General features: G+C 66.0%; 25 protein-coding genes. 13 read left to right on the top strand and 12 right to left on the bottom strand.

The window, feature by feature from the left end; translation table 11 throughout:
• Positions 1 to 285 precede the first annotated feature (285 nt).
• The 4 genes from J6500_RS19780 to J6500_RS19765 all read left to right on the top strand — a co-directional run bounded on the left by J6500_RS19780 (position 286) and on the right by J6500_RS19765 (position 4179).
• Positions 286 to 1236 (top strand): flagellar biosynthetic protein FliO, encoded by a 951-nt coding sequence (locus J6500_RS19780; RefSeq protein ID WP_225714363.1) that lies wholly within the window; start codon positions 286 to 288, stop codon positions 1234 to 1236.
• Positions 1233 to 1982, top strand: a complete 750-nt coding sequence (gene fliP / locus J6500_RS19775) for a flagellar type III secretion system pore protein FliP (RefSeq protein WP_225714362.1) — start codon at positions 1233 to 1235, stop codon at positions 1980 to 1982. The genes J6500_RS19780 and fliP overlap by 4 nt, the downstream gene beginning before the upstream one ends.
• Before the next feature lie 113 nt (positions 1983 to 2095).
• Positions 2096 to 2983 (top strand): hypothetical protein, encoded by an 888-nt coding sequence (locus tag J6500_RS19770; RefSeq protein ID WP_225714361.1) that lies wholly within the window; start codon positions 2096 to 2098, stop codon positions 2981 to 2983.
• A gap of 47 nt (positions 2984 to 3030) precedes the next feature.
• Positions 3031 to 4179, top strand: coding sequence for an aminotransferase class V-fold PLP-dependent enzyme (locus J6500_RS19765; protein WP_225714360.1), 1149 nt, complete (start codon positions 3031 to 3033; stop codon positions 4177 to 4179).
• Here the strand turns inward: J6500_RS19765 and J6500_RS19760 are convergent.
• The 10 genes from J6500_RS19760 to fliL all read right to left on the bottom strand — a co-directional run bounded on the left by J6500_RS19760 (position 4176) and on the right by fliL (position 14746).
• Complete coding sequence (locus J6500_RS19760; protein WP_225714359.1) at positions 4176 to 5405, bottom strand: YbfB/YjiJ family MFS transporter; 1230 nt, start codon at positions 5403 to 5405, stop codon at positions 4176 to 4178. The genes J6500_RS19765 and J6500_RS19760 overlap by 4 nt on opposite strands.
• A 123-nt stretch (positions 5406 to 5528) precedes the next feature.
• Positions 5529 to 5783: a tautomerase family protein gene (locus J6500_RS19755; protein ID WP_225714358.1), complete on the bottom strand. Its 255-nt coding sequence runs from the start codon at positions 5781 to 5783 to the stop codon at positions 5529 to 5531.
• Between the two features lie 14 nt (positions 5784 to 5797).
• A complete protein-coding gene (locus J6500_RS19750; RefSeq protein ID WP_225714357.1) occupies positions 5798 to 6508 on the bottom strand; it encodes an SDR family NAD(P)-dependent oxidoreductase in 711 nt (236 codons plus the stop codon).
• A gap of 88 nt (positions 6509 to 6596) precedes the next feature.
• Positions 6597 to 7562, bottom strand: a complete 966-nt coding sequence (locus J6500_RS19745) for a LysR family transcriptional regulator (RefSeq protein WP_225714356.1) — start codon at positions 7560 to 7562, stop codon at positions 6597 to 6599.
• A 23-nt stretch (positions 7563 to 7585) separates the two neighbouring features.
• Positions 7586 to 7822 carry a hypothetical protein gene (locus tag J6500_RS19740; protein ID WP_225714355.1) on the bottom strand — a complete coding sequence of 79 codons (237 nt, stop codon included), beginning with the start codon at positions 7820 to 7822 and terminating at the stop codon, positions 7586 to 7588.
• 75 nt (positions 7823 to 7897) lie between these two features.
• Complete coding sequence (locus tag J6500_RS19735; protein WP_225714354.1) at positions 7898 to 11623, bottom strand: tetratricopeptide repeat protein; 3726 nt, start codon at positions 11621 to 11623, stop codon at positions 7898 to 7900.
• Between the two features lie 137 nt (positions 11624 to 11760).
• Positions 11761 to 12576: a MotE family protein gene (locus J6500_RS19730; protein ID WP_225714353.1), complete on the bottom strand. Its 816-nt coding sequence runs from the start codon at positions 12574 to 12576 to the stop codon at positions 11761 to 11763.
• Positions 12573 to 13037 carry a DUF6468 domain-containing protein gene (locus J6500_RS19725; RefSeq protein WP_225714352.1) on the bottom strand — a complete coding sequence of 155 codons (465 nt, stop codon included), beginning with the start codon at positions 13035 to 13037 and terminating at the stop codon, positions 12573 to 12575. Before J6500_RS19725 ends, J6500_RS19730 begins: the two co-directional genes overlap by 4 nt.
• A complete protein-coding gene (gene fliM / locus J6500_RS19720; RefSeq protein ID WP_225714351.1) occupies positions 13034 to 14236 on the bottom strand; it encodes a flagellar motor switch protein FliM in 1203 nt (400 codons plus the stop codon). The genes J6500_RS19725 and fliM overlap by 4 nt, the downstream gene beginning before the upstream one ends.
• Positions 14237 to 14254: 18 nt before the next feature.
• Positions 14255 to 14746, bottom strand: a complete 492-nt coding sequence (fliL, locus tag J6500_RS19715; protein ID WP_225714350.1) for a flagellar basal body-associated protein FliL — start codon at positions 14744 to 14746, stop codon at positions 14255 to 14257.
• A 386-nt stretch (positions 14747 to 15132) separates the two neighbouring features.
• Between fliL and flgF the strand changes: the two genes are divergently transcribed.
• The 9 genes from flgF to J6500_RS19670 all read left to right on the top strand — a co-directional run bounded on the left by flgF (position 15133) and on the right by J6500_RS19670 (position 21246).
• The gene (gene flgF / locus J6500_RS19710; protein WP_225714349.1) at positions 15133 to 15897 is read left to right on the top strand and encodes a flagellar basal-body rod protein FlgF; all 765 of its coding nucleotides are present in this window, start codon (positions 15133 to 15135) and stop codon (positions 15895 to 15897) included.
• A gap of 15 nt (positions 15898 to 15912) precedes the next feature.
• Positions 15913 to 16701 carry a flagellar basal-body rod protein FlgG gene (gene flgG / locus J6500_RS19705; protein ID WP_225714348.1) on the top strand — a complete coding sequence of 263 codons (789 nt, stop codon included), beginning with the start codon at positions 15913 to 15915 and terminating at the stop codon, positions 16699 to 16701.
• Positions 16702 to 16740: 39 nt separating this feature from the next.
• A complete protein-coding gene (gene flgA / locus J6500_RS19700) occupies positions 16741 to 17553 on the top strand; it encodes a flagellar basal body P-ring formation chaperone FlgA (protein ID WP_312018228.1) in 813 nt (270 codons plus the stop codon).
• A gap of 5 nt (positions 17554 to 17558) precedes the next feature.
• Positions 17559 to 18311, top strand: a complete 753-nt coding sequence (flgH, locus tag J6500_RS19695) for a flagellar basal body L-ring protein FlgH (protein ID WP_225714347.1) — start codon at positions 17559 to 17561, stop codon at positions 18309 to 18311.
• An 876-nt stretch (positions 18312 to 19187) separates the two neighbouring features.
• Complete coding sequence (locus tag J6500_RS19690) at positions 19188 to 19379, top strand: DUF3606 domain-containing protein (RefSeq protein WP_225714346.1); 192 nt, start codon at positions 19188 to 19190, stop codon at positions 19377 to 19379.
• A complete protein-coding gene (locus J6500_RS19685) occupies positions 19369 to 19539 on the top strand; it encodes a hypothetical protein (RefSeq protein WP_225714345.1) in 171 nt (56 codons plus the stop codon). The genes J6500_RS19690 and J6500_RS19685 overlap by 11 nt, the downstream gene beginning before the upstream one ends.
• Before the next feature lie 389 nt (positions 19540 to 19928).
• Positions 19929 to 20366, top strand: coding sequence for a hypothetical protein (locus J6500_RS19680; RefSeq protein ID WP_225714344.1), 438 nt, complete (start codon positions 19929 to 19931; stop codon positions 20364 to 20366).
• 91 nt (positions 20367 to 20457) lie between these two features.
• The gene (locus J6500_RS19675) at positions 20458 to 20751 is read left to right on the top strand and encodes an antibiotic biosynthesis monooxygenase (RefSeq protein WP_225714343.1); all 294 of its coding nucleotides are present in this window, start codon (positions 20458 to 20460) and stop codon (positions 20749 to 20751) included.
• Positions 20752 to 20901: 150 nt separating this feature from the next.
• Positions 20902 to 21246, top strand: a complete 345-nt coding sequence (locus tag J6500_RS19670) for a hypothetical protein (protein ID WP_225714342.1) — start codon at positions 20902 to 20904, stop codon at positions 21244 to 21246.
• 81 nt (positions 21247 to 21327) lie between these two features.
• Here the strand turns inward: J6500_RS19670 and J6500_RS19665 are convergent, their stop codons facing one another.
• Together J6500_RS19665 and J6500_RS19660 are read right to left on the bottom strand one after the other, a co-directional pair.
• Positions 21328 to 21744 (bottom strand): DUF1801 domain-containing protein, encoded by a 417-nt coding sequence (locus tag J6500_RS19665; protein ID WP_225714341.1) that lies wholly within the window; start codon positions 21742 to 21744, stop codon positions 21328 to 21330.
• Between the two features lie 34 nt (positions 21745 to 21778).
• Positions 21779 to 22009 carry a hypothetical protein gene (locus J6500_RS19660; protein WP_225714340.1) on the bottom strand — a complete coding sequence of 77 codons (231 nt, stop codon included), beginning with the start codon at positions 22007 to 22009 and terminating at the stop codon, positions 21779 to 21781.
• Positions 22010 to 22145 lie beyond the last annotated feature (136 nt).

The following is a 22145-nucleotide window of genomic DNA, read 5'->3' as shown; positions in this document are numbered from 1 at the left end:
AAATGTCGGACTGATGCGTGGAGAACGTCTTAATCCCGGCGTACGAGCGCATTTTCGCCACGATGGCTGCGTTAACCAGCACCCGCCAAGCCGGCGTGGGGCGCTGAGAAGTCGTTTTGGGACAAGCGATTCTTGGTTTATTAATAGAACGGTCGGCGGCACAGCCGCGTGGGATTAAGAATTGAGGCGAATCTCGGGCGCGATTCGCTTTGCGCAAACAGCACCATCAGTCCGCGCTCGCTGAAGGCGGAAGCTGAGGAAGGCCACATGGCCGGGGATTCCAGTATGCAGACAGTGACATTCGTCGTGGCGTTCGTGGCCGTGCTGGCGCTGATTTTGGTCGCCGGCTGGCTGCTTCGCCGCTTCGGCACCAGTCGCCTCGGCGCCAACGCTAACCGCGGACGGATGCCGCGCCTGGCCGTGATCGACGCCGCCGCCGTCGACGGCCGCCGCCGCCTGGTGCTGGTCCGCCGCGACAATATCGAGCATCTGCTGATGATCGGTGGCCCGACCGACATCGTCGTGGAACCGAACATCGTTCGCGCGATGCCCGGCCGCGATCAGATGTCGACGCGTCCTGCGGTTGCGCCCGACGCCGCGCCGCCGCGCGTTGCTCCGCTTCCGGACGCCGCGTGGAACGAAGAGGCCGCCCGCACCGAGAGTTTCGATGAGCCGGAGCTGCCGCCGCGCCCGCCGCGTCCCGCTTTCGCCGACGAGCCTCGCCGTCCCGCGGAACGCCGCCCGGATCCGCTCGGGGGCTTCTCGCCTGAGCCGGTGGGTGCCCGCCCTGAGCGCACTGAGCCGCGGCCCGATCCGATGCCGCCGATCCCGCCGCGCCTGCCGCGCAGTGAAGCTTTGATCCCGCGCCCGCCGCGCGCCGCCGAGCCGCCGAAGATGCCGCCGCCGCTGCGCTCGACCGACCGTGCCGTTCCACCGCCGCCGCCCCCGCCTCCCCCGGCTGCCGCGGCGCCGACGCCTCCGGCTCCTCCGCCGCCGGCCTCAAACGCCGATGCCAATCTGGCCGAGATGGCGCAGCGGCTCGAGGCGGCGTTGCGCCGTCCGTCCGGTGGCGGCGAGCCCGTCGCACCGCCGGTGGCCCCCGAAGCACCGCCGGCGCGTCCGGCACGCCTTGAGCCGGTTGCACCACCGGCGGCGCCCGCCCCGCAGAAGACCGGGTTCGAGAATCTCGAGGACGAGATGGCCTCGCTGCTCGGCCGGCCGAAGAACCCTTCGTGAGGTTCCGGGCAGTCCCGCGTAGAGTTTTTTTCATCGCTGTCCTAATCGTCGCCGGATCCCTCGATCCGGCGATGGCGCAGGACATCAGCATCAATCTCGGCGGCGGCAATGGCGGCGTCACCGAGCGCGCGATCCAGTTGATCGCGCTGCTCACGGTGCTGTCGATCGCGCCGTCGATCCTGATCATGATGACGTCGTTCACGCGCATCGTGGTCGTGCTGTCGCTCTTGCGCACCGCGCTCGGCACCGCCACCGCGCCGCCGAACTCGGTGATGATCGCGCTCGCGATGTTCCTCACCGCCTTCGTGATGGGGCCGGTGCTGCAGAAATCCTATGACGACGGCATCAAGCCATTGGTCGCCAACCAGATCGGCGTCGAGGAGGCGTTGCAACGCGCCTCGGTGCCGCTGCGCGGCTTCATGCAGAAGACCGTGCGCGAGAAGGACCTGAAACTGTTCATGGACCTCTCCGGCGAGCCGCCGCCGGCGACGCCCGAGGAGATGTCGCTGCGCATTCTGGTGCCGGCCTTCATGATCTCCGAATTGAAGCGCGCCTTCGAGATCGGCTTCCTGCTGTTTCTGCCCTTCCTGATCATCGACCTCGTGGTCGCCTCGGTGCTGATGTCGATGGGCATGATGATGCTGCCGCCGGTGGTGGTCTCGCTGCCGTTCAAGCTGATCTTCTTCGTGCTGGTCGACGGCTGGTCGCTGGTCGCCGGCAGCCTGGTGCAGAGCTACGGGGGGTAGCCGCGCGTGGCGGAGTGACAAGGTAGCCCCGCGCAACGCTCATGGACTCCGCGCTGGATCGGGCGCGGCGTTGCACTATCATGCGCGGCACCGCATCCGAGGGATGAGCGTCCATGCAGCAGCCGTTCGACCGCGCCGCAGAAGATCTCGGCAATTCCATCCATCTCGAGCACGTTAACGTGCAGGTGCCCGACCAGCGCCTCGCCACGCTGTTCTATGTCGCCGGGATCGGGCTGACGCGCGATCCCTATCTGATGGTGTCCGACAGCAACATGTGGGTGAATGTCGGCCGCAGCCAGTTTCATCTGCCGACGGGGCGGCCGCAGGTGCTGCGCGGGCATACGGGGATCGTGATCGCCGGACGGGAGGCGCTGCTGGCGCGGCTTGCGTCGGTCGCACCCAGGCTCGAGGGCAGCGCGTTCGCCTATCGCGCGCACAACGACCATGTCGAGGTCACCTGTCCCTGGGGCAACCGGCTGCGTTGCTACGAGCCCGACGCCCCGCGCTTCGGCCGCATCACGCTCGGCATTCCCTATGTCGAGTTCGACGTGCCGCGCGGCACCGCCGAGGCGATCAGCCGGTTCTATCCGGAAGTTTTGGGCATCCCGGCGAGCCTTGCGAACAGCGGCGGCGTCGTTGCGCGTGCAAAGGTCGGCAAGGACCAGCATCTGCAATTCCGCGAGAGCGACGAGGCGCAGCCGGAGTTCGACGGCCACCACGTCCAGATCTACATCACCGACTTCTCCGGCCCCTACAACCGGCTGCGCCAGCGCGGCCTCATCTCGCGCGAGGACAATCAGTACCAGTACCGCTTCTGCGATATCGTCGATCCCGCCGACGGCAGGCACCTGTTCACCGTCGAGCACGAGATGCGTAGCGCGACGCACCCGATGTATCTGCGGCCGCTGATCAACCGCAACCCGGCGCAGACCAACCGCACCTTCGCCCACGGCCACGAGCAGTCGCCATGGGCGATGGGACCGGATCAGTACGACGGGTGACGGCGCGCAGCAGGCCATCATCCGCACAACGAGCACCACGAGACGACATGCTTCCTTCACAACGCGACCTGTTCGATGTCCCGCGCGACGTCTGCTACCTGAATTCGGCGTCGTACAGCCCGCTACCGCTGACAACGCAGGAGGCCGGCCGCGCGGCGGTCGGACGCAAAGGCCGGCCGTGGACGCTGGATGCGGGCTTTGCGCACCGCCAGTACGAGCGTGTGCGCAGCGCGGCGGCGCGGTTGATCAATGCCGACGGCGACGACATCGCGCTGATCCCGGCGATAAGCTATGGCGTGGCGACGATGGCGAAAGTGCTGACGATCCCGCGCGGCACCCGCGTCATCGTGCTGGAGAACGATCATTCCTCGCCGGTGCTGGAATGGTATGGCCGCGCCGAGGCGCAGGGCTTTGTCGTCGAGACCGTGCGCCAGCCTTCCGACGGCGACTGGACATCGGCGGTATCGGCCGCGATCGAGCGGCCCGGCGCGCCGCCGGTCGGCCTCGCCTCGATCTCGTCGGTGCACTGGTCGGACGGCGGCATGATCGACGTCGACCGCGTGCAGGCGGCGCTGCGGCGGCACGGCGCGATGTTCGTGATCGACGCGACGCAGAGCGCGGGCGTCATCGCGATGGATGTGAAGCAGCTCGATCCCGACGCGGTGCTGTTCCCGACCTACAAATGGCTGGTCGGCCCCTACGGCCGTGCCTTCCTCTACGTGGCGAAGCGCCACCAGGGCGGCGTGCCGCTGGAGCAGACCTCTTCCGGCCGCCGCAACGTCAACTCCGAGAACCCGGTCTATTTCGGCGATCTCGGCTATGTCGACAACGCGCAGCGTTACGACATGGGCGAGCGCGACTACTTCATCTCGCTGGAGATGGCCTCGATCGGCATGGAGATGATGGCCGGATGGGGCACTGCGGCGATCAGCCAACGGCTCGCGATGCTCACCCAGCGGATCGCCGACGGGGTGCGCGAGCTCGGCTTCGACATGCTTGACCGCCGCGTACGGGCGCCGCATATCCTCAGCCTCGGCGTCGCCGGCGGCGTCTCGAAGGATCTGATCGCACGCCTTGCCGCCGAGAACATCTATGTCGCGCCGCGGCTCGGCCGGATGCGGATCTCGCCGCATGTCTTCAACGACGAAGCGGATGTCGACCGCTTCGTCGCGGTGCTGGCACAGAAACTTCGCTAACGCCGCGTCGCGACGACGCCGACCAGCTCGATTGCCAGCGCTGCGACCACCGCAACGGCGCCGATCACGAACAGCAGCGCATAGTCGCCGCCGCTGCGCGCAAACAGATAGGACAGTCCGTAGGCGCCCGCGGCCTGGAACAGCGCGAAGGTCGTCGTCGCCTGCGCCCAGGCGGCGCGCTGGCTTGCAGCGGAATGCGGGATCAGCTCGTGGATGCGGCCGATCACCAGCGGCACGATGCCGGGCGTGAAGCCGCCGACGATGATGCTCGAGACGATCAGCGCCGCCGGCGACGCGCTTGCCGCGGGCATTGCGACCGCAATGGCCTCGATCAGGAAGGCAACACGTAGCGCCGCGGCAAAGCCTGCGCGGTCGGCGAGATGCCCGGTCAAGAGCGGGCCGACAACCGCGCCGAGGCCATACAGCACCCAGTAACGCGAGCCGGCAGAAATCCCCTGCCCGAGCCCGCGCGCCACGAAATCCACCAGGAACACCATGTGCGGCACCAGCGCCAGCGCATTGAGGCCGTATTCGACGCACAGCGCGATCAGGAACGGCGAGCGCACGCCATGCGCCGCGGCATGATGCGTTTCGCCGCCATGCGCGGCCGGCGTCCCGGTGGGCCACGCCTTCCAGCTGAGCAGCGTCAGCACCGCCGAGAGCACGCCAAGGCCATACCAAGCCTGCTTGACGCCCTGCTGCAGCAGCAGCGGCACCAGCGTGCCCGACGCGGCGATGCCGAGCCCGACACCGGCGAAGATCACGCCACCGACCAGGCCGCGCTTGCTTGCCGCAGTGTGTGGCAGGATCGTCGTTGCCGCGAGGACCATGATAACGGCGCCGCTGACACCAGCGAGAAAGCGGATGCCGAAGAACCAGATGAACGAGATCGGCACGGCAGACGCGAAGCAGGTGACCGCGGCGAGCGCCATCATGCTGCGCAGTGCCCAAACTTGTCCGATTCGCGCGCCGAGATCGCGCGCGATCAGCGCGCCGGCAAGATAGCCGGCGAGGTTCGCGGCGCCGAGATAGACCGCTTCCGCCGGCGTGAACCACCTGGCCGCGATCAGCGCCGGGATCAGCGGCGTGTAGGCAAAACGCGCCAGCCCGAGCCCGACCAGCGAGGCGCACAGTCCAGCCGCCGCGGCGAGCCACAGCGGCGTGCCTGCGTTCTGGTGAGCGGCATGCTGACGGCAGTGATCGTCGACATTGGCGGACATCGACATGGCGATAGGCCCTTCGGCAGTTCGTGAAAAATGATTAGTTCCGATCGCAGCGATCGTTCGCAGCGATGGCGGTAGAAAACCTCTCCCGTCGGGAGAGGCGTCAGATCGAATTGACGAAGACCGTCATGTCGAAGGCGTTGGCGAGGCGGCGGCCGCGGCGAGCTTCTTGCGGTAATCGAGCGCGGGCAATCCGCCCCAGCCCCAATTGTCGGTGTCGACTTCCTCGATGACGACGAAGGTCGATTCCGTCGGCTTGCCGAGCACGTCGCGCAATAGTTCGCTGACGCCCTTGATCAGCGCGGCCTTCTGCTCGCGCGTGGTGGACGACGCGCCCGGCGCCGTCCCCTCTCGCGTGACCTGAATGGTGACGATCGGCATGGCGGCCCCCTCGGTCAGTGACCGGCGCTCTGGCCGCCGTCGACATGCAGGATCTCACCGGTGACGAAGCCTGCGTTCTCCAGGAACAGCACGGCATCGACGATGTCCTTCGCCTCGCCCATCCGCTGCACAGGATGCAGCTTGGCGAGGAAGTCATGCGTCGCAGGCGCGTGCATCGGGGTCTTGATCACGCCGGGCGACACCGCATTCACGCGGATGCCCTTGCTGGCGTATTCGATCGCGAGCGACTTGGTCGCGGCGTTTAGGCCGCCCTTGGTCAGCGAGGCCAGCACCGAGGGCACGCTGCTGTTGGCGTGATCGACCAGGCTGGTCGTGATCTGGACGATATGCCCGGAGCCCTGCTTCTCCATCTCCTTGGCGACGCGGCGGGTGATATAAAAGAAGCCGTTGAGGTTGGTCGCCAGCACCTGCGCGTAGTCCTGGTCGGTGTAATCGGCGAACGGCTTGGCGATGAAGATGCCGGCATTGTTGACCAGCGTATCGATGCGGCCGAAACGATCCAGCGTCTGCGCCACGATGCGCTCGGCGGTCGCGGGGTCGGAGATGTCGCCGGCGATCGCCATCACATCGCTTTCGGTCGACGGCTTGATGCTGCGGGAATTGGCAATGACGCGATAGTTGCGGTCGCGATAGCCCCTGACGATGGCTTCGCCGAGCCCCTGCGATGCGCCGGTAACGATGGCGACCTTCTGCTCTGCACCCATGATTTCTCTCCATCTGTTGCTGAAGCGGCATCGGCACCGCCTCGATGGAGAGCAAACTAGATACGTCCGCTTTCCGCGCGAATGCCCGCTATTCGGCAGACACTCTTCCGCGCCGCGAACGACTGACGCCGGCCTTGCTGGCCTCGCGCGACAGCTGCTCGAAATAGCGCTTCAGCCGCGGCGCCGCAAAATCGACGAAGGCGCGCACCTTCGGCACGTCGAAGCGGCCCTGCGGCGCCAAGAGATGTACCGGCAGCGGCGGATGCTCGTCCTTGGCGAGCAGGATCTGCAGCCGCCCGTCGCGGATCTCCTCGGCGATGTGATAGGAGAACAGCCGCGTCACGCCGTGCCCTTCGGTAACCGAGGCGACCGCGGCGCGCACGGTATTGACGACCAGCCGCGGCGCGAACTGGACCGCGCGCGCGACCTTCGACTTCGCGGCCGGCGGAAAGCTCCAGGAATCCAGCCCGAAATGCGTCATCGCGATGATCTGGTGCTTGGCGAGGTCCGCGGGCTCGCCGATCACGGGATGCTGCGCGAGATAGCCCGGCGATGCGGCAACCACACGGCGCACTTCGCCGAGCTTGATCGCCACGAAGTTGGAATCGGCGAGATGGGCGATGCGCAGCGCGACGTCGATGCCCTCGTCGATCAGGTTGACGGTGCGGTCGAGCATCACGAGCCGCACCGTGACCGCCGGATGGTCGGTCATGAAGGCGTCGAGCACCGGCCGCAACACATCTTCGCCCACGACCACGGGTGCTGTGATGGTCAGCGTGCCGCGCGGCGCGCTGCGCTCGCCGCCGGCCGATATGTCGGCCTCCTCGAGCTCGCTGAGGATGCGCCGGCACGCCGTCGCATAGCGCTGACCGGCCTCGCTCAGCTTCAGCGACCGTGTGGTGCGATGAAGCAGCTCGGCGCCGACATGATGCTCGAGGAAGGCGATCGCCCGGCTCACCGCGGCCGGCGACCGCCGCAACCGCCGCCCGGCTCCCGCAAGGCTGCCCTCGTCGACCGCCGCGACGAAGACCTTCATGGCGTCGATGCGGTCCATCGCTCCCCCGCTCCGCGCCGCCGCTACTCCTTCACGTCATACTGCTTGCTGAGATGGTCGCCGATCTGCACCAGCATCGCGACGCATTCGGGATAGCCGGGTTTTGCGATCGTGGCCTCGTCGGCACTGGCGCGGAATTCCCAGCTGTCGCCGTCGCGCAGCACGGAGATGTTGATGCCGTCGGGGCAATCGGAATGCACCTTCAACTCGGCACGCGCCATCGCGATGAGTTCGGCTTCGGTCTTGATCGGTCTCGACATGGTGACGGCATCCTCCCCGGCGGCTTGCAATCCAGGACAAGGTTGCCGATTTGGCAGCCGCCTGTCGAGGGGGCACTACTGTGACGCGCTGGCGCGGCGCTCGCCCCTGATGGCCGGCAGCACGCTGATGGGCTCGACCTTCGGCTGGTCCGGCAGCGATCCGGTCGTGACCGGGTCGGCCAGCGGCGCGCGGGCGGTGGCGTCGCCGAAGCGCGACTTCATCTCGCGGATGAAGCCGTCGAGCGTGTCGACACTGGCGGCCATCCGCGCGATCTGAGCGAACTCGGCGCTCGAGGTCGCAACCGGCTTGCTGGCCGCTTCGAACGCCAGCTTGTCGGCATCGCCCGACATCAGCGGCGCGTATTTCTCGCGGAACCGCGACAGCCCGATGGCGTCCTCGGCGAGGGCATAGCCGACCACGGCGCGGATGACGTCCGCCTTCTCGCCGGCATTGAGCGGGGTGAAATCGCGCCAGCGGTCGGCGTAATACAGCTCGATCTGCTCGGAGGCCTCGCGCCAGTGCCGCGACGCCCAGTAGATGTCGGCGCGCAGCCGGATCGCCTCGCGTCCCGTGATGTTAGAGATGATGTCGAGCGCGAGGTCGTGCCGGCCGACGTCGCTCTGCGCCCGCGCCTCCAGCAGCAGCCGCTGCTGGCGCAGCTCGCCGGAGAGATCGGCGATCCTTGTCGAGCGCAGCGCGGCAATGGCGCGGTCGGGCCTGCGGTTCATCAGATAGACCATCGCAAGGCGCGCGGCGACCTGGGCGCGCGCCGCGCCCTCGAGCCGCTTGTCGACCTGGTATTGCAGGAGATCGGCGGCCTGGTCGAGCAGGTCGACGCCGACGAGACGGTCGGCGAGACGGCGGATCATCTCGTCGCCGCGGCGGCCGATCGGGGTCAGCTCGCGATACTCGTAGAAGGTGCCGAGCGCGTCGATCGGCGACATCTCGTCGCCTCTGGAGCCGAGGAACAGCTGCATGAACAGCGTCGAGGCCGCGTCCTGCGCCTGGCGCGATTCCGGCGCATTCGGCTGCAGCCGCGTCGCGGCGCGCGTCACTGCGAACGCATCGGCATAGCGCCCGGTCTCGGCGTAGAGTTTAGACAGCACATACAGCGTCTTCAGCTCGATGCTGTCGCCGCGCCACAGCATCGACAGCAGCTCGAGTTCCTTGAGCACGTCGTCGCGGCCGATCTCGCCGCGCTTCTGCCGCAGCAGGGTTTCCAGCAGCTTGCCCTCGGCGGCGGCCTGGCGATCGGCCGAATTGGCGGCGAACCTATAGGCGTCGAGCGCGTCCTTCTCCTGGCCGAGCGCCTCGGCCAACCGGCCCCGCAGCACGGCGGCCGCCGGCTTCAGTTCGCCGGGGACGCCGACCACGTCGAGGTCGCTCTTGCGCCGCGCCGCGCCGGCATAGTCCTTGACCTCGAGCGAGGCCTTCATCGAGTCCATCGTGATGATGCGTTGCAGGTCGGGCGGTAGCGTCGCGATCGCAAACTCGGCGTTCTTGAACTTCTCCCGTGCCTCGGCCCATTTGCCCTCGCGCGCGAACGCCAGCCCCTTCCACAATTGCGAGTCGTAGCCGTTGCCGATCACGGGATTGGCGAGGTCCTTGAGGGCCTGCGCCGGACGGCCGATCAGGATGCTGGCGACCGCATGTATCATCACCACCGACGGCGCCTCGCTGCCGCGCTTGCTTTCGGACAGGATCAGATTGGCGACGCCGTGGGCTTCGTCATACAGGCCGTGCGCCATGTAGAAATCGGCGAGGTCGAGCCGCGCCTCCGGCAGTTGCTCGGCATTGGCTGATGCCGCCGCCGCGATCAGGCTGTCGAGCCGCTTGAGGAAGTTCTCCGACTGGTTCTTGCGCCACTCGTCCATGTCGAACAGCGGCTTCACCGCGGCGGTGGCGCGCTCGGCGGCGACGTCGGCCGACGAAAGCGTCAGGCCGCCGGGCCGGCCGAGCGTCACCTTGTCGGCGCCGACCTCGGCCTTGACGTCGTCGGCGTTCGGGTGAACCACGACGCCGTGGATCGATTCCAGCAGCGACAGCTCGACGAAATCCTGCCGCTTCATGACGCCGCGGGTCGGCGGCGGCGCCGTGACGACCCAGAGCGTGTCGCCGGCGTCGGGATCGACGAGCTTGTGCAACTGGCCGGGATTGGCCAGCGGCACGCTGACATTGGCGAAGGCTGGATCGCTGATGTTGCGCAGCACGTTGAGCGGCAGCGGCGGCTTCTGCACGCGGTCGGCGAAGGTCAGCGTCCAACTGGTGCCGCGCGAGCGGTCGTCGCTGTCGAGCGCCGGCATCTGCGGCCGGTTGAGGCGGAAGCGCACCGCCTGCCCCATCTCCAGCGGCACGCGCGTCACGTCCGATATCAGCGAGCCGCCCTTGGCGCGGATCGGATCGACGTCGATCGCGTCAGGCGTGTCGAACACCATCCATACGGTGTCGGCGCGGCGGAACAACGCGGCCGGCGTCGCCGCCGGGAATGAGAAAGACACGCGCAGCCCGTCGCTGTCACGCTGGGCTTCGACCGAAGGCTTGTCGGCCGAAGCCTTGTCCGTCGAAGGCTTGTCCATCGAGCGCTTGCCGTTCGCAGGCGATGGCGGCGCGGCGACCGGCTTCAGCGGCTCCGTCGCGGCTGCCTCCGCAACGGCAGTTGACGGCTTCGGTGCCTCACTGGGAGCCACCTTGTCGTCCGCTACCGGCATGGCCGGCGCGGCCGCGATCTTCGGCAACTCCGGATTGGACAGCTCCGATCGCGGCTGCTCCGCCTTAGGCGCCGCTTGGGCCGGCTGCTCGGTGGCGGCGGGCTCGGCTTGCGGCGGCTCGGCCTTCGCCGGTTCCGGCTTGATCTCGATCCTGGCCTCGCGCGCGATGGCTTCCGACGTTACCGGCGCGATTGCCGCACCTTTCTTGCCGCGCAGCGCCGGCGAGTTGACCGTGGCCTTTGCCTGCGGCTGCGGCTCGTTCTGCTGGATCGCGACGTCGACGATGTAGTCCTTCTCGTCGCGGAACGAGTGCACGTCGGCATCGCCGATCAAGGTCATGTCGACCGCCGATGTATCGGTGTCGGCGCGCGCGCTGATCGAGGCGACGTTCGGCGGCGCGGCGATCTTGGCGTCGGCGAGGTCGAAGGTCAGCACCGAATTGAAGGACAACGTCAGCTTCTGCTCGTTCAGCACCGACGAGACGCCGACGCCGTCGGGCACTTCGAACACGAAGCGGACGAAGGTCGGCTGCACCAGAGCGCGCACGCGCAGCGGCGGCTTCTTTTTGGCGGCATCGGCGGCGCGCTGGGCGCGCAGCAGCCGCTCGGCAGCACGGGCGCGCTCGGCGAGCTCGCGGATCACCTCCTGCGGCAGCGACGGCGGCGGGCCGGTCCAGCTGTCGGGCAGGAAGTCGACGAAGATGCGCTCGCCTGCGGTCATAGTGTTGATGGTGACGCGCCGCGCCAGCGACAGGCGGATCGCCGAGCCGTCGGGATCGCGCCGTGCCCCGCCGACATAATCGGGCACGGCGTCGATCAGCGTCTCGACGGGGATGTCGACCGGACGCTTGAAGCGGATCACGATGATCGAGCCGGCGGTGGTGACCTCGGACTCGACATCTTCCTTCAGCTTCAGCACCAGGCGGGCATAGCCGTGGGCGGCGGAGAACGTCGCCACGCCGGGCACCGGATCCTCGGCATGCGCGGCGGCCGGGAGGGCAACGGCAAGGCTGGTCGCGAACAGGCACAGCCGCGCGGCCCGCGCCAAGGCGCGGCCTAGCGACCATGTTTCAGCGGCAGCCGTTCGCGCCATCTCGAAACGTCTTCTCGGGACCCCAGCCATATCAGCGCGAAGCGCCCTCGCTCAACGCCGTCCGATCTTGGATCGGCGGCGTTAAGGAGCTGTTAACGTCAATGGATTGTTGCGGCCTTGCGGCACCGCGCCGCCCCTCAGTTCGTCTTCGGCGCGAGCAGCTTGCCTTCGATCTTGGGAAGATCCTCGACCGCGGCCGACTTGTCGCCACTGGCCCGCCGGGCGAGCTCGACGGTGAGGCGCTCGGCAGCCTCCGGCTGCATCAGGCCAAGGATGTCAGACATCTTGCGCGGCTGGATCTGCGAGGCGATCTGGTAGAGCACGTTCATCTCCAGGCGGTCGAACACCTTTGCCGCATCCTTCGGCTTCATGTTCTCGTACATCGTGACGATGCCCTTGAAGCGGGCGGCATCCGCCTCGGCCTTCGCCGCGGCGTCGGCGCTGGCTTTGGCGTCGTTGGCCTTGGCCTCCTCGACCTTGGCCTCGATGCGCTTCTCGGCGGCCTTCAGCAGGCTCTCGCGGATCTCGACCTCGCGCGCGCGCTGCTCGAGCTCCTGGCGGCGCGCCTGCAGCCGTTCCAGGATCGCGCGCTCGGACGCCGGCACCGGCGCGGGCTGATCGAGATTGATCACCACGCCGTCAGGCTTGGACGCCTCCGCCGCGGGAGCCGCCGGCTTCGGCGGCTCGTCCTTTCTCTTTTCTTCCTTGCCGTGCACGGAGCCGGTGATGTCGGCGGGATCGCCCTTCAACCTGCTATCGGCGGCGGCAGGCTTGCTCGCACCCGGAAAGTTGAAGTTCTGCTGCGCCCAGGATGCCTGCGGCCCGGCCGCCTGCGCGACGTCGCCGAACACATAGCCGCCGTCGAGCACGAGGCCCGCGATCTTCAGCACCATCAGGCCGAAGATCGCGACCAGGACGACGGGCATCACTCTGATGTCACGAAACCACTTCATGCAGCGAGGCCGCCGGCCCTCCTGCGCTCGGTGAAGGCTTCAGCCGCCGCCGCAACCGCGCGCGCGGCCGAGAGCCGGGGCGCCGGCGCGGCCGCTGCGGGCGCAGGCGCGGCGGCCGGTGCCGGCTCCGCCGGCCGTGCCGCCAGCGCGATCTTCGACAGCCGGCGCACCACATTGTCGCCCTCGGCGAGCTGGTTCTTCAGCTGCACCGACATCTGCGTCGCCGCCTCGAGCCGGTTGCCCAAGTCCTCGTTGACGTCGCGCACGGCATGCTTGAGCCCGCCGATCGCGCGCTCGGCGATCTCGGTCGCGGTGATCAGTTCGGCGATCGTCGCCTTCAGCGAATGCTCGTCCGCTTTCAGCCGCTGCAGGCGCTTGTTCAGCAGCCAGCAGTAGCCGATCGTCAGCATCAGCAGCACGGCCACCAGACTCTCGATCGCAAGTCCAAGCACATGACTCATGGTGCCTCCATCATCTTGGTTCGCTCGTCCGCCTTCTCGAACATCGCGAAGGTGGTTTGCGGTTTACGCAAATTCTTGGTGACGCGGATCGCGACGCGGTCGCCGACCCGGCCCATCCGCCCCTCGGTGAGGGTAACGTTGCCGCAGCGCACCGAGACCTGGGCGTCGGCGCCGATCTCGAGCGGCAGCGTGTCGCCGACCTTGAGCTTCATCAGCTGCTTCAGCGGAATCTCGGCCTCGTAGAGCACCGCCTCGACCGCGATCTCGGCCTGCGCCACTTCAGTCGCAAAGTGGCCTTCCCAGATCGGGTCGCGGCCGAACTTCTCGCCCATGAACATCTGCAACAGCACGTTGCGGATCGGCTCGATGGTGGCGTAGGGCAGCAGCAATTCGATATTGCCGCCGCGGTCTTCCATGTCGATGCGCAGCCGCACCAGGATCGCGGCATTGGCGGGACGGCTGATCGCGGCAAAGCGCGGGTTGGTCTCCAGGCGGTCGATCGAGAACGTCACCGGCGACAGCGGCCGGAACGCCTGCTCGGCATCCGACAGCACCACCTCGACCAGCCGCTTGACGAGATTGGTCTCGATCGTGGTGTAGGGCCGGCCCTCGATGCGCAGCTGGGTCTGGCCGCGGCGGCCGCCGAGCAGCACGTCGATCATCGAATAGATCAGGCTTGAATCGACGGTGGCGAGGCCGAAATTCTCCCACTCTTCCGCCTTGAACACCGAGAGCACTGCCGGCAGCGGGATCGAGTTCATATAGTCGCCGAAACGCACGGAGGTGATGCGGTCGAGCGAAACTTCGACGTTGTCGGAGGTGAAATTGCGCAGGCTGGTCGTCATCAACCGGACCAGGCGGTCGAACACGATTTCGAGCATCGGCAGACGCTCGTAGGACACCATCGCGGAATCGATGATGGCGCGGATGCCGGAATGATCGTCGAGGCTGACGTCGCCGACGGTGAAGCCGAGGAGATTGTCGATCTCCTCCTGCGACAGCACGCGCTCGCCATTGGTGCTCTTGCTGCCGAAATCGCGGCTGCCGTCCTCGACCATGGCCGCCCATTGCAGGGCCATGCTCTCGGTGAGTTCGTTCTTGGCGGCCTCTTCCGCGGCGGCCACGGGATCCTCGGAATCGAGCGAGGCCTCCCACTGTGCCGCAATGGCATCCTGGTCCATCTGGTCGTTGCCGGCCATGGCGCTACATCCGTCCCGTCACTGGATGACCACTTCCTTGAACAGCACCGCGTTCACCTGGTTGGGCGCCAGCGCGAGATTGACGCGCTTGGTCAGCTCCTCCTTGAGGCGGAACAGGCCGGCCGAGCCGTTGAGATCGCTAGGGCGCAGCTCGCGCATATAGGTCTGGAACAGGTCGGTGACGCGCGGCAGCGCCGGTTTGATCTGCTCGACCTGCTTCTCTTCCTTGATCTCGAGCACGAGCTTCAGCTTGAGATATTGCACGCGCTCGCCGGGCGCGCCGACCAGGTTGACCAGCATGTCAGGCATGTCGACGAAGGACGGCGGCTTCGGCGGCGGCGCCGCTTCCGCGTGCTGCTCCTCGCCATGTCCGCGCATGAAGAAGAACCATCCCGCCGCGCCGGCGCCGACTACGACGAGGAAGCCGACGGCGGCGATGATCAGCTTGAGCTTGCCCTTCTTGGGCGCGGGGGCTGCGCCTTCCCCGCCTTCCGTCTTCTCGTCCGCCATCGCCCGCCCGCTTCGTTTTGGAAGGATGCGAACGCGATTGCCCCAGCCTTGGCCCGATGACGCGATACAAATGCCGCCGGCGCACACGCGCCCCACTGCCGTCAACGCTAGGGTAACAATGGTTAACGGAAGCTTAGGATTTAGCTTCAACTAGGAAAAAACTGCCGAGCAAACATGGTCAACAAGACCTTTCTGCCGCCTTGCGCCTGGTACGGTCAAACACCTAACCACTTCAATAATCAGCATATTTCGAGTTGGCACGGCTTTCGCTGAGAGGACGGCGTGACCGCGAGGGTTTGGGAGAGCCCAAGGGGTCGCTGACGGGTCCGGCGTGACGGCTTGGGAGAGCCAGGCGCATCGGATCACCTCACAGGGGAGAACCACCGATGCAGAATGCGCTTCTGGTCGGACTATCGAAGCAGATGGTGCTGGAGCGGCAGCTTGATGTCGTGTCCAACAACATCGCGAACATGAACACCAACGGCTACAAGGCCGACCGGTCGCTGTTCCAGGAATATCTGGCCTCGAACGCACACGAGGACAATTTCATGTCCTCGGACCGCCGCATCTCCTTCGTGCAGGACCGCGCCACCTTCCACGACTTCGCGCAGGGCCCGACCGAGGAGACCAAGAACCCGCTCGACGTCGCGATCGACGGCAAGGGTTTTCTGGTGGTGCAGACGCCCGCCGGCGAGCGCTATACCCGCGAGGGCAATCTTCAGATCAACAATCGCGGCCAGCTGGTCACGACCTCCGGCTACCAGGTGCTCGGCACCGCCGGCCCGATCACCTTCCAGCAGACCGACCACGACGTCAGCATCGCGCCGGACGGCAACATCACCGTGCTCGAGGGCACGTCCCGCCTCGACTCGATCCGCGGCAAGCTGCGCCTCGTCTCGTTCGCGGAGGCCCAGCGCCTGCTGAAGGAAGGCTCCAACCTGTACTCCGCCGGCGAAGGCGCGGTGCCGCTCGCCGAGACCAAGTCGCAGATCCGCCAGGGCTTCATCGAGAAGTCGAACGTCAATTCCGTCGTCGAGATGAGCCGCATGATCGAGATCACGCGGACCTACACCCAAATCGCCTCGCTGCTGCAGCAGCAAAGCGACCTGCACAAATCGGCGATCGACAAGCTCGCCGATGTGCCGGCCTGACCCGGGGATTGAGCAATGCGCGCACTCTACACCGCTGCGACCGGAATGGCGGCACAGGAACTCAGCGTTCAGGTGATCTCCAACAACATCGCGAACCTGAGAACCACCGGTTACAAGAAGCAGCGCGCCGCGTTCCAGGACCTGATCTACGACCATGTGCGGCGGGTCGGCGCGCAGGCCTCCGACCAGAACACCATCCTGCCGATGGGCATCGACCTCGGCGGCGGCGTCAAGACCGTCGGCACGCCGCGCATGATGACGCAGGGCACGCTGTCGCCGACCGGCAACGATCTCGACATCGCGATCCGCGGCGAAGGCTTCTTCAAGATCCTGATGCCGGACGGCACCTTCACCTACACTCGCGACGGCTCGTTCCAGATGGACAACCAGGGCCGCATCGTCAACGCGCAGGGCAATTTGCTGCAGCCGACGATCACGATCCCGCAGAACGCCTCGGGCCTCACCATCAACGCGCAGGGCCAGGTCTCGGTGACGCTGCCCGGCCAGACCGCATCGACCAATATCGGCCAGATCGGCTTGACGCGGTTCATCAACAAGGCCGGCCTGATGCCGATCGGCGACAATCTGTTCCAGGAGACGCCGGCCTCCGGCCAGCCGCAGGACGGCATCGCCAACACCGACGGCTATGGCGACATGCAGCAGAGCAGTCTCGAACAGGCCAACGTCGAGGTGGTCTCGGAAATCTCCGACCTGATCGCCGCGCAGCGCGCCTACGAGATGAACTCCAAGGTGGTCTCCGCGGCCGACCAGATGATGCAGTCCACCGCCAACCTGTTCCGCTGAGGATATCTCGGCACCACGGGCACACTGCCGGTCGCGCAAGTGCTGAACGCACTCCGCACCCACCAGGTGATCGGCGTCGACACCCGCGATCTCAAGGTGATCACGGTGACGCGGCTGGCGCGCACCGTCGAGAGCAAGGAGATCGAGCAGCAGGTCGCGCGCGCGCTGGAAAACCGCCACGGCCTCGGTCGGGCCGGCAATATCAACGTGACCTTCGACCGCGATCCCGGCGACATCCGCCTCGAAGCCACCAATTCCGGCGTGATGCAGCCGGTCACCGTGCGCTACGAGCCGCGCTCGACCCGCTTCGACGTCTCATTCGAGATCGCCAACGAGGCGGGTACCGCGCCCATCAAGCTGCGCTTCACCGGCACTGCGATCGAGACCATCGAGGCCGCCGTGCTGGCGCGCAACGTCGAGCGCGGCGACGTGCTGAAGGCTTCCGACGTGCTGGTCGAGCGGCGGCCGAAGGCCGAGGTCGGCAACGACGCGGCGGTGCGCGACAGCACGATCGGCATGCAGGTCCGCCGCCAGCTCCGCGCTGGCCAGGCGCTGCGCGTCGCCGATCTGGCAAAACCCGATCTCGTCACTCGCGACCAGAACGTCACGCTGGTCTACCGCGCCGCCGGCCTTTACCTGACGATCCGCGGCAAGGCGATGGATGGCGGCGCCGAAGGCGACGTCGTCAGCGTGATGAACCTGCAAAGCAAGCGCGTGATCTCCGGCGTCGTCACCGGCCGCGGCGAGGTCTCGATCTCGGTTGCGGCCCCGCAGGGCGTGCCCGCCGCCGATGCCACCGAACAAAATTCCGCACCCGTCAAGCTGAGTTCAGTCGCACCCAACGCCGAGTAAAGTTCATGTCCCAGTACCGTATCAACCGCCTCGTCCTGTCCGGTGCGCTGCTCGTGCTCGCCACCGTCGCCAGCGGCTGCTCCTCGATCGACCGCCTGTCGCAGATCGGCGAGCAGCCAAAGCTGTCGGCGATCGACAATCCGACCACGCAGCCCGGCTACAAGCCGGTGCAGATGCCGATGCCGAAGCCCGAGGTCGCCTCCTACAGCCCGAACTCGCTGTGGCGCAGCGGCTCGCGCGCCTTCTTCAAGGACCAGCGCGCCGCCCGCGTCGGCGATATCCTGACCATCACGGTGAACTTCACCGACAAGGCCGCGATCGCCAACGAGACCCAGCGCAGCCGCACCAATTCGGAAGATTCCGGCATCACCAACTTCCTGGGCTCGCAGACCATCACGCAGCCCAACAAGATCCTGCCCGGCCGTATTCTCACCGCGGACTCCTCGGCCACGAGCGACGGCAAGGGCTCGGTGAACCGCCAGGAAGCGTTGCAGACCAACGTCGCCGCCGTCGTCACCCAGGTGCTGCCGAACGGCAACCTCGTGGTCGAGGGCAAGCAGGAGATCCGCGTCAACTTCGAGATCCGCGAACTGATCGTCGCCGGTATCGTCCGCCCGGAGGATATCCAGAGCGACAACACCATCGACTCGTCGAAGATCGCCCAGGCCCGCATCGCCTATGGCGGCCGCGGCCAGATCACCGACGTGCAACAGCCGCGCTACGGCCAGCAGGTGCTGGACGTCCTGCTGCCGTTCTGACGGCATGATCCCGAACAAGTGCGAACCGGTTCGATCATGCTGAGCTGATACTTTAACGAGCTCCCACATCTCGTCGCGAACCTAGGCGCGGCGCGATGTACCGACACGGCCCTCGCCAGCTCCCCTGGCGGGGGCCGTGGCATTTTTGAAGTTAGATTCTAGAGCGACATTCCAGGCGGCATCGTCCGTGTCAGTGACACTCGCTTAGGTCGGCAGTGCTGCTTCACTGCAGCCGCAGGGATGGCGCCAGACGGGTCAACCAAACGACGGTCGAGCTGCGAAACTAGCGGAAGCTGCGCGGGTGAGAGTCGATCGCGTCAGCGCCAAAGTCATCCGGGCGCTCTTCTGCGACGGCTGGAAGGATCAAGAAGAACGGCCCCAACGCTGGGGGACGCGTGGGGCCGAAGTCGTCGCTTCTGTCGTCGTGGGTGCCGTACCAACAAATTCGTCACCCACCCCAAAAATGGTTTCAGCTCCCGTTTGGTTCCAATGCCACTTATTCCCGATCGACCGGGCTCCGTCCTGCTCGTCGAGCGTTCCAGCACTCTCCTAGCCGGGAATGAGGCGAATTTATTTGGAGAGATTCACACGCGATATTTTTGGAACCCGTGTTCGGTCGGATAATTCGACTAAAGGGCAGGTATTTTCATTCCGTTTCTTTTCAGCCCTTCCAGCCGCTATTTTGCGGCGCGGGAATTCTTGGCCTCAGCATTGCCCTCCAAGGGTGCTGGGGCCGCTTCTTTTTGGGGCGCAGAATTCAAACCTGGCCGCCGTTACCGGCAGCATTGCATGCCGCCGCGCTTGGCGACCCGCGCACGCTGCAACTTGGAACATCGCGGGTCCGCTGCCGTTTTTTCTTGATGGGAGGAAGTCTTCATGCTGACCCGAAAGGAGCAACCCGACCGATTGCATATCAACATGCATCAACTCTCTGACCTGAAACACTGGACGCGCGCTCTCGGCATATCGGAGAAAGAACTTCGAAGGGTCGTTGAAAAGGTCGGCAATTCAGCCGTCGCCGTGCGCAAAGAGTTGGGAATCGAGTGGAGCAATCACGATGGACGATGAGGCTGAAGAATTGACGAGTAAGGCTGCGGAGTGTGCGAGAGAGGCACGTCACCAGGCGGCACTTCTACCGGAAGGCCCGATTCGTGACGCGCTGCTTGAAAAAGCCAAACAGTACGAAGCTCAAATCCCGATCGATCCCACGTACAAGACTGTTGCGTAGCATCACTCCGGAAGTCGCGGCTCGATCACCGAAATTATCATCATGGCCGCAATCGGAAATGCTGGACCGCAGCTGACCACCGCAGCCAATCAAAGCTCCGCATCGCGAAAAATTGCGTAGTCATCCTCCATGGTCCGCGCTCTTTAATGCGCCAGTTCAACACAGAAATATTTGGGCGTTCCCTGCAACTCTGCCGCGCACCAAGATGACATTCGGGCGCTGAAGAAAGGGCACTCTGATCCATGAAAGCGGAGAGCCCGCTACCTCTCCGCACAAGTTGCACCATCGCCTTCTCGCTTCGTTAACCGTCGCGGCAGCGCGCTGTGGAAGTCCCGTCGCTTGCAACATAGGAAGATGACAACGCAGGGTTCTCGCTTCATATGACAGCGATGCAACGAGACGGCCAATATGCGGCATGGTTCCGGACGCCACGGGGCGAAGGCACCGGAATAGTCCAGCTCGCCAACGGCACCATCACCGGCGGCGATGCCGTGTTCACCTATGGCGGCTCCTACCAGCTCGATGACGACCGCTTTACGGCGGTCCTGACCACGCGCAGGTATGGCGAAGGGCCAACCACCGTGTTCGGCTGCGATGAGGTCGAGGCAGAGCTCGTCGGCCATTTCAACGGCACCCGCGCGGTGTGCTCGGGGACGGCCAAGCAGGCCCCGGGCGTGCGCTTCGAGGCGACGCTGTTCCTGCAGGAGCAGGAGAGCGAGCCCGCGCCGGGTCCCAAGGGCACCCCTGCGCGCGCCGATCTGGCGCGGCTGCCGAAATTGCCGCAGCGCCGCGCGGTGAAGCCGCTGGTGGCCAAGCGCTTCGCCTGATCCCATTCCTCGTGGCATCCGCGCCCGAGCCGGCGTACGATCGAGCCCGCGCACAGCGCAAGCCAATCGATCCAGCCGGAAGGAGCAAGCCATGTATGCCGCCATCCGTCAGGCCAAGGCAAAGACCGGCACCGCCGAAGAACTCGCGCGCCGGATCAAGGAAGGCGCGATCCCGATCATCAGCGACGTCGAAGGCTTCATGGCCTATTACGTGGTCTATGCCGGCGACGACACCGTCACCGCGATCCGCGTCTTCAACAATCATGCCGGCGCCGAGGAGGCCAACCGCCGCGCGCTGGCCTGGATCGACGACAATCTCGGCCCGCTGCTGGTCGGCCAGGCCTCCGCGATTGCGGGTCCGGTGATCGTGCATACCAAGGCGTGACGGCCGCACCCCCGGCAATCCTCGCCCGGCAGAAGCTGCCCGCCGCGCAGCGCGCGCGTGCGTGCCGTGGCGCTATCCCGTTGAAATCATGGCGGCGGGCCATGGCACGGCATTTGCTCGGCAAGCGCCGCATTGCATTGGGGGACGCGCATGCAGACGTCGTCGATCTCGGCCTATGGCTCGCTGGTGACCAGCATGAGGAGCGGATCGCTGAAGAAGCCGCAGGACGCTGATGCGACAGCCTCGGCGCAATCCGCGTCCGGCGGCCTTGGCGGCAGCAGCGTCGAGCAGGAATTCCTCAAATACGCGCAGATGAGCCCGATGGACCGGATGCGCGCCAACATCCTCAAGAGCATGGGCCTGTCGGAAGACGATTTGAAGAACATGTCGCCCGAGCAGCGGAAGGCGGTCGAGCAGAAGATCAAGGATCTGATCGAGCAGCAGTTCGAGAAGAACGCCGGCAAGGCCGGCCAGGCAGTCGACATCTCGGCCTAGCCGGCGCACTGCGGACAGTTCGGCGAGCTGGTTACGATCAATTCAGATCGGCCGGATCAGACGCCGAGGCGTGAGTGCAAGTCACGCTGTCTTCGCCGTCGTGCGTCCTTTCGCGGCCGGCTTCTTCGCCGACTTCTTTTTGGCCTGGTTGAATGCGATCGCGGCGCGGATCATGGCTTTCAGCGCGCGCTCGTTGACCTTGTCGCCCTCGAACAGGTCGATCGCGCGCCGCTCATTGCCCTCGAAGCCGGCGTTGAACAGCCTGTCGGGGTCCGGCAAGTTCGCGCCGTACATGAAGGTGAGCTTGACCTTGCCCTTGTGGGCATTGCCGACCGCGATGATGCCGTCGCGCTCCCACACCGGACTGCCCATCCACTTCCATTCCTCGGATATGTCGGGGTCGGCGGCGAGAATGCACTTGCGCAGGCTGGCGAGCATCTTGCCGCGCCAGTCCGCGATCTCCTCGATCATCCGGTTGATCCGTTCCGATGCCGTCATTGCTGCCTCGCGTTAGCTTCTGCGGCCGATGCAATCACATTTGTGCTGGTGCGGTCGAGCCCTCGATCCGCCGTGGCGCCAGATAGGGCAGCGCGAACATATAGAGGCCGGTGAGCAGCAGGGGAATCAGCGGAACCAGCGCGAGCAATCCGATCCAGACCGCCGGCTGCTGCAGGATCATGGCGACGATATTGGCGATCACGGCCAGCGTGAAGGCGATCGAGAGCCAGCGGTGGAGCTGACGAATAGACTTGTTCCAGTTCATGGGGATCTCCTGTTGGTGCAGTGAATCTGTGAGACACCGTCATTGCGAGCGAAGCGAAGCAATCCATCGATCCACGCACGCGGAGGCATGGATTGCTTCGTCGCTTGCGCTCCTCGCAATGACGGGATGGAGTTCG

Source organism: Bradyrhizobium semiaridum, from assembly GCF_020329505.1.
GTDB classification, from domain to species: domain Bacteria; phylum Pseudomonadota; class Alphaproteobacteria; order Rhizobiales; family Xanthobacteraceae; genus Bradyrhizobium; species Bradyrhizobium semiaridum.
The sequence above is the reverse complement of the archived record's forward strand: the minus strand, read 5'-3'. Positions and strand labels throughout refer to the sequence as shown.

Coding starts and splice junctions, on each gene's coding strand:
- J6500_RS19780 (WP_225714363.1), top strand. CDS start 286: ATGCAGACAGTGACATTCGTCGTGGCGTTCGTGGCCGTGCTGGCGCTG.
- J6500_RS19770 (WP_225714361.1), top strand. CDS start 2,096: ATGCAGCAGCCGTTCGACCGCGCCGCAGAAGATCTCGGCAATTCCATC.
- J6500_RS19765 (WP_225714360.1), top strand. CDS start 3,031: ATGCTTCCTTCACAACGCGACCTGTTCGATGTCCCGCGCGACGTCTGC.
- J6500_RS19760 (WP_225714359.1), bottom strand. CDS start 5,405: ATGTCGATGTCCGCCAATGTCGACGATCACTGCCGTCAGCATGCCGCT.
- J6500_RS19755 (WP_225714358.1), bottom strand. CDS start 5,783: ATGCCGATCGTCACCATTCAGGTCACGCGAGAGGGGACGGCGCCGGGC.
- J6500_RS19750 (WP_225714357.1), bottom strand. CDS start 6,508: ATGGGTGCAGAGCAGAAGGTCGCCATCGTTACCGGCGCATCGCAGGGG.
- J6500_RS19745 (WP_225714356.1), bottom strand. CDS start 7,562: ATGGACCGCATCGACGCCATGAAGGTCTTCGTCGCGGCGGTCGACGAG.
- J6500_RS19740 (WP_225714355.1), bottom strand. CDS start 7,822: ATGTCGAGACCGATCAAGACCGAAGCCGAACTCATCGCGATGGCGCGT.
- J6500_RS19735 (WP_225714354.1), bottom strand. CDS start 11,623: ATGGCGCGAACGGCTGCCGCTGAAACATGGTCGCTAGGCCGCGCCTTG.
- J6500_RS19730 (WP_225714353.1), bottom strand. CDS start 12,576: ATGAAGTGGTTTCGTGACATCAGAGTGATGCCCGTCGTCCTGGTCGCG.
- J6500_RS19725 (WP_225714352.1), bottom strand. CDS start 13,037: ATGAGTCATGTGCTTGGACTTGCGATCGAGAGTCTGGTGGCCGTGCTG.
- fliM (WP_225714351.1), bottom strand. CDS start 14,236: ATGGCCGGCAACGACCAGATGGACCAGGATGCCATTGCGGCACAGTGG.
- fliL (WP_225714350.1), bottom strand. CDS start 14,746: ATGGCGGACGAGAAGACGGAAGGCGGGGAAGGCGCAGCCCCCGCGCCC.
- flgF (WP_225714349.1), top strand. CDS start 15,133: ATGCAGAATGCGCTTCTGGTCGGACTATCGAAGCAGATGGTGCTGGAG.
- flgG (WP_225714348.1), top strand. CDS start 15,913: ATGCGCGCACTCTACACCGCTGCGACCGGAATGGCGGCACAGGAACTC.
- flgH (WP_225714347.1), top strand. CDS start 17,559: ATGTCCCAGTACCGTATCAACCGCCTCGTCCTGTCCGGTGCGCTGCTC.
- J6500_RS19690 (WP_225714346.1), top strand. CDS start 19,188: ATGCTGACCCGAAAGGAGCAACCCGACCGATTGCATATCAACATGCAT.
- J6500_RS19685 (WP_225714345.1), top strand. CDS start 19,369: ATGGACGATGAGGCTGAAGAATTGACGAGTAAGGCTGCGGAGTGTGCG.
- J6500_RS19680 (WP_225714344.1), top strand. CDS start 19,929: ATGCAACGAGACGGCCAATATGCGGCATGGTTCCGGACGCCACGGGGC.
- J6500_RS19675 (WP_225714343.1), top strand. CDS start 20,458: ATGTATGCCGCCATCCGTCAGGCCAAGGCAAAGACCGGCACCGCCGAA.
- J6500_RS19670 (WP_225714342.1), top strand. CDS start 20,902: ATGCAGACGTCGTCGATCTCGGCCTATGGCTCGCTGGTGACCAGCATG.
- J6500_RS19665 (WP_225714341.1), bottom strand. CDS start 21,744: ATGACGGCATCGGAACGGATCAACCGGATGATCGAGGAGATCGCGGAC.
- J6500_RS19660 (WP_225714340.1), bottom strand. CDS start 22,009: ATGAACTGGAACAAGTCTATTCGTCAGCTCCACCGCTGGCTCTCGATC.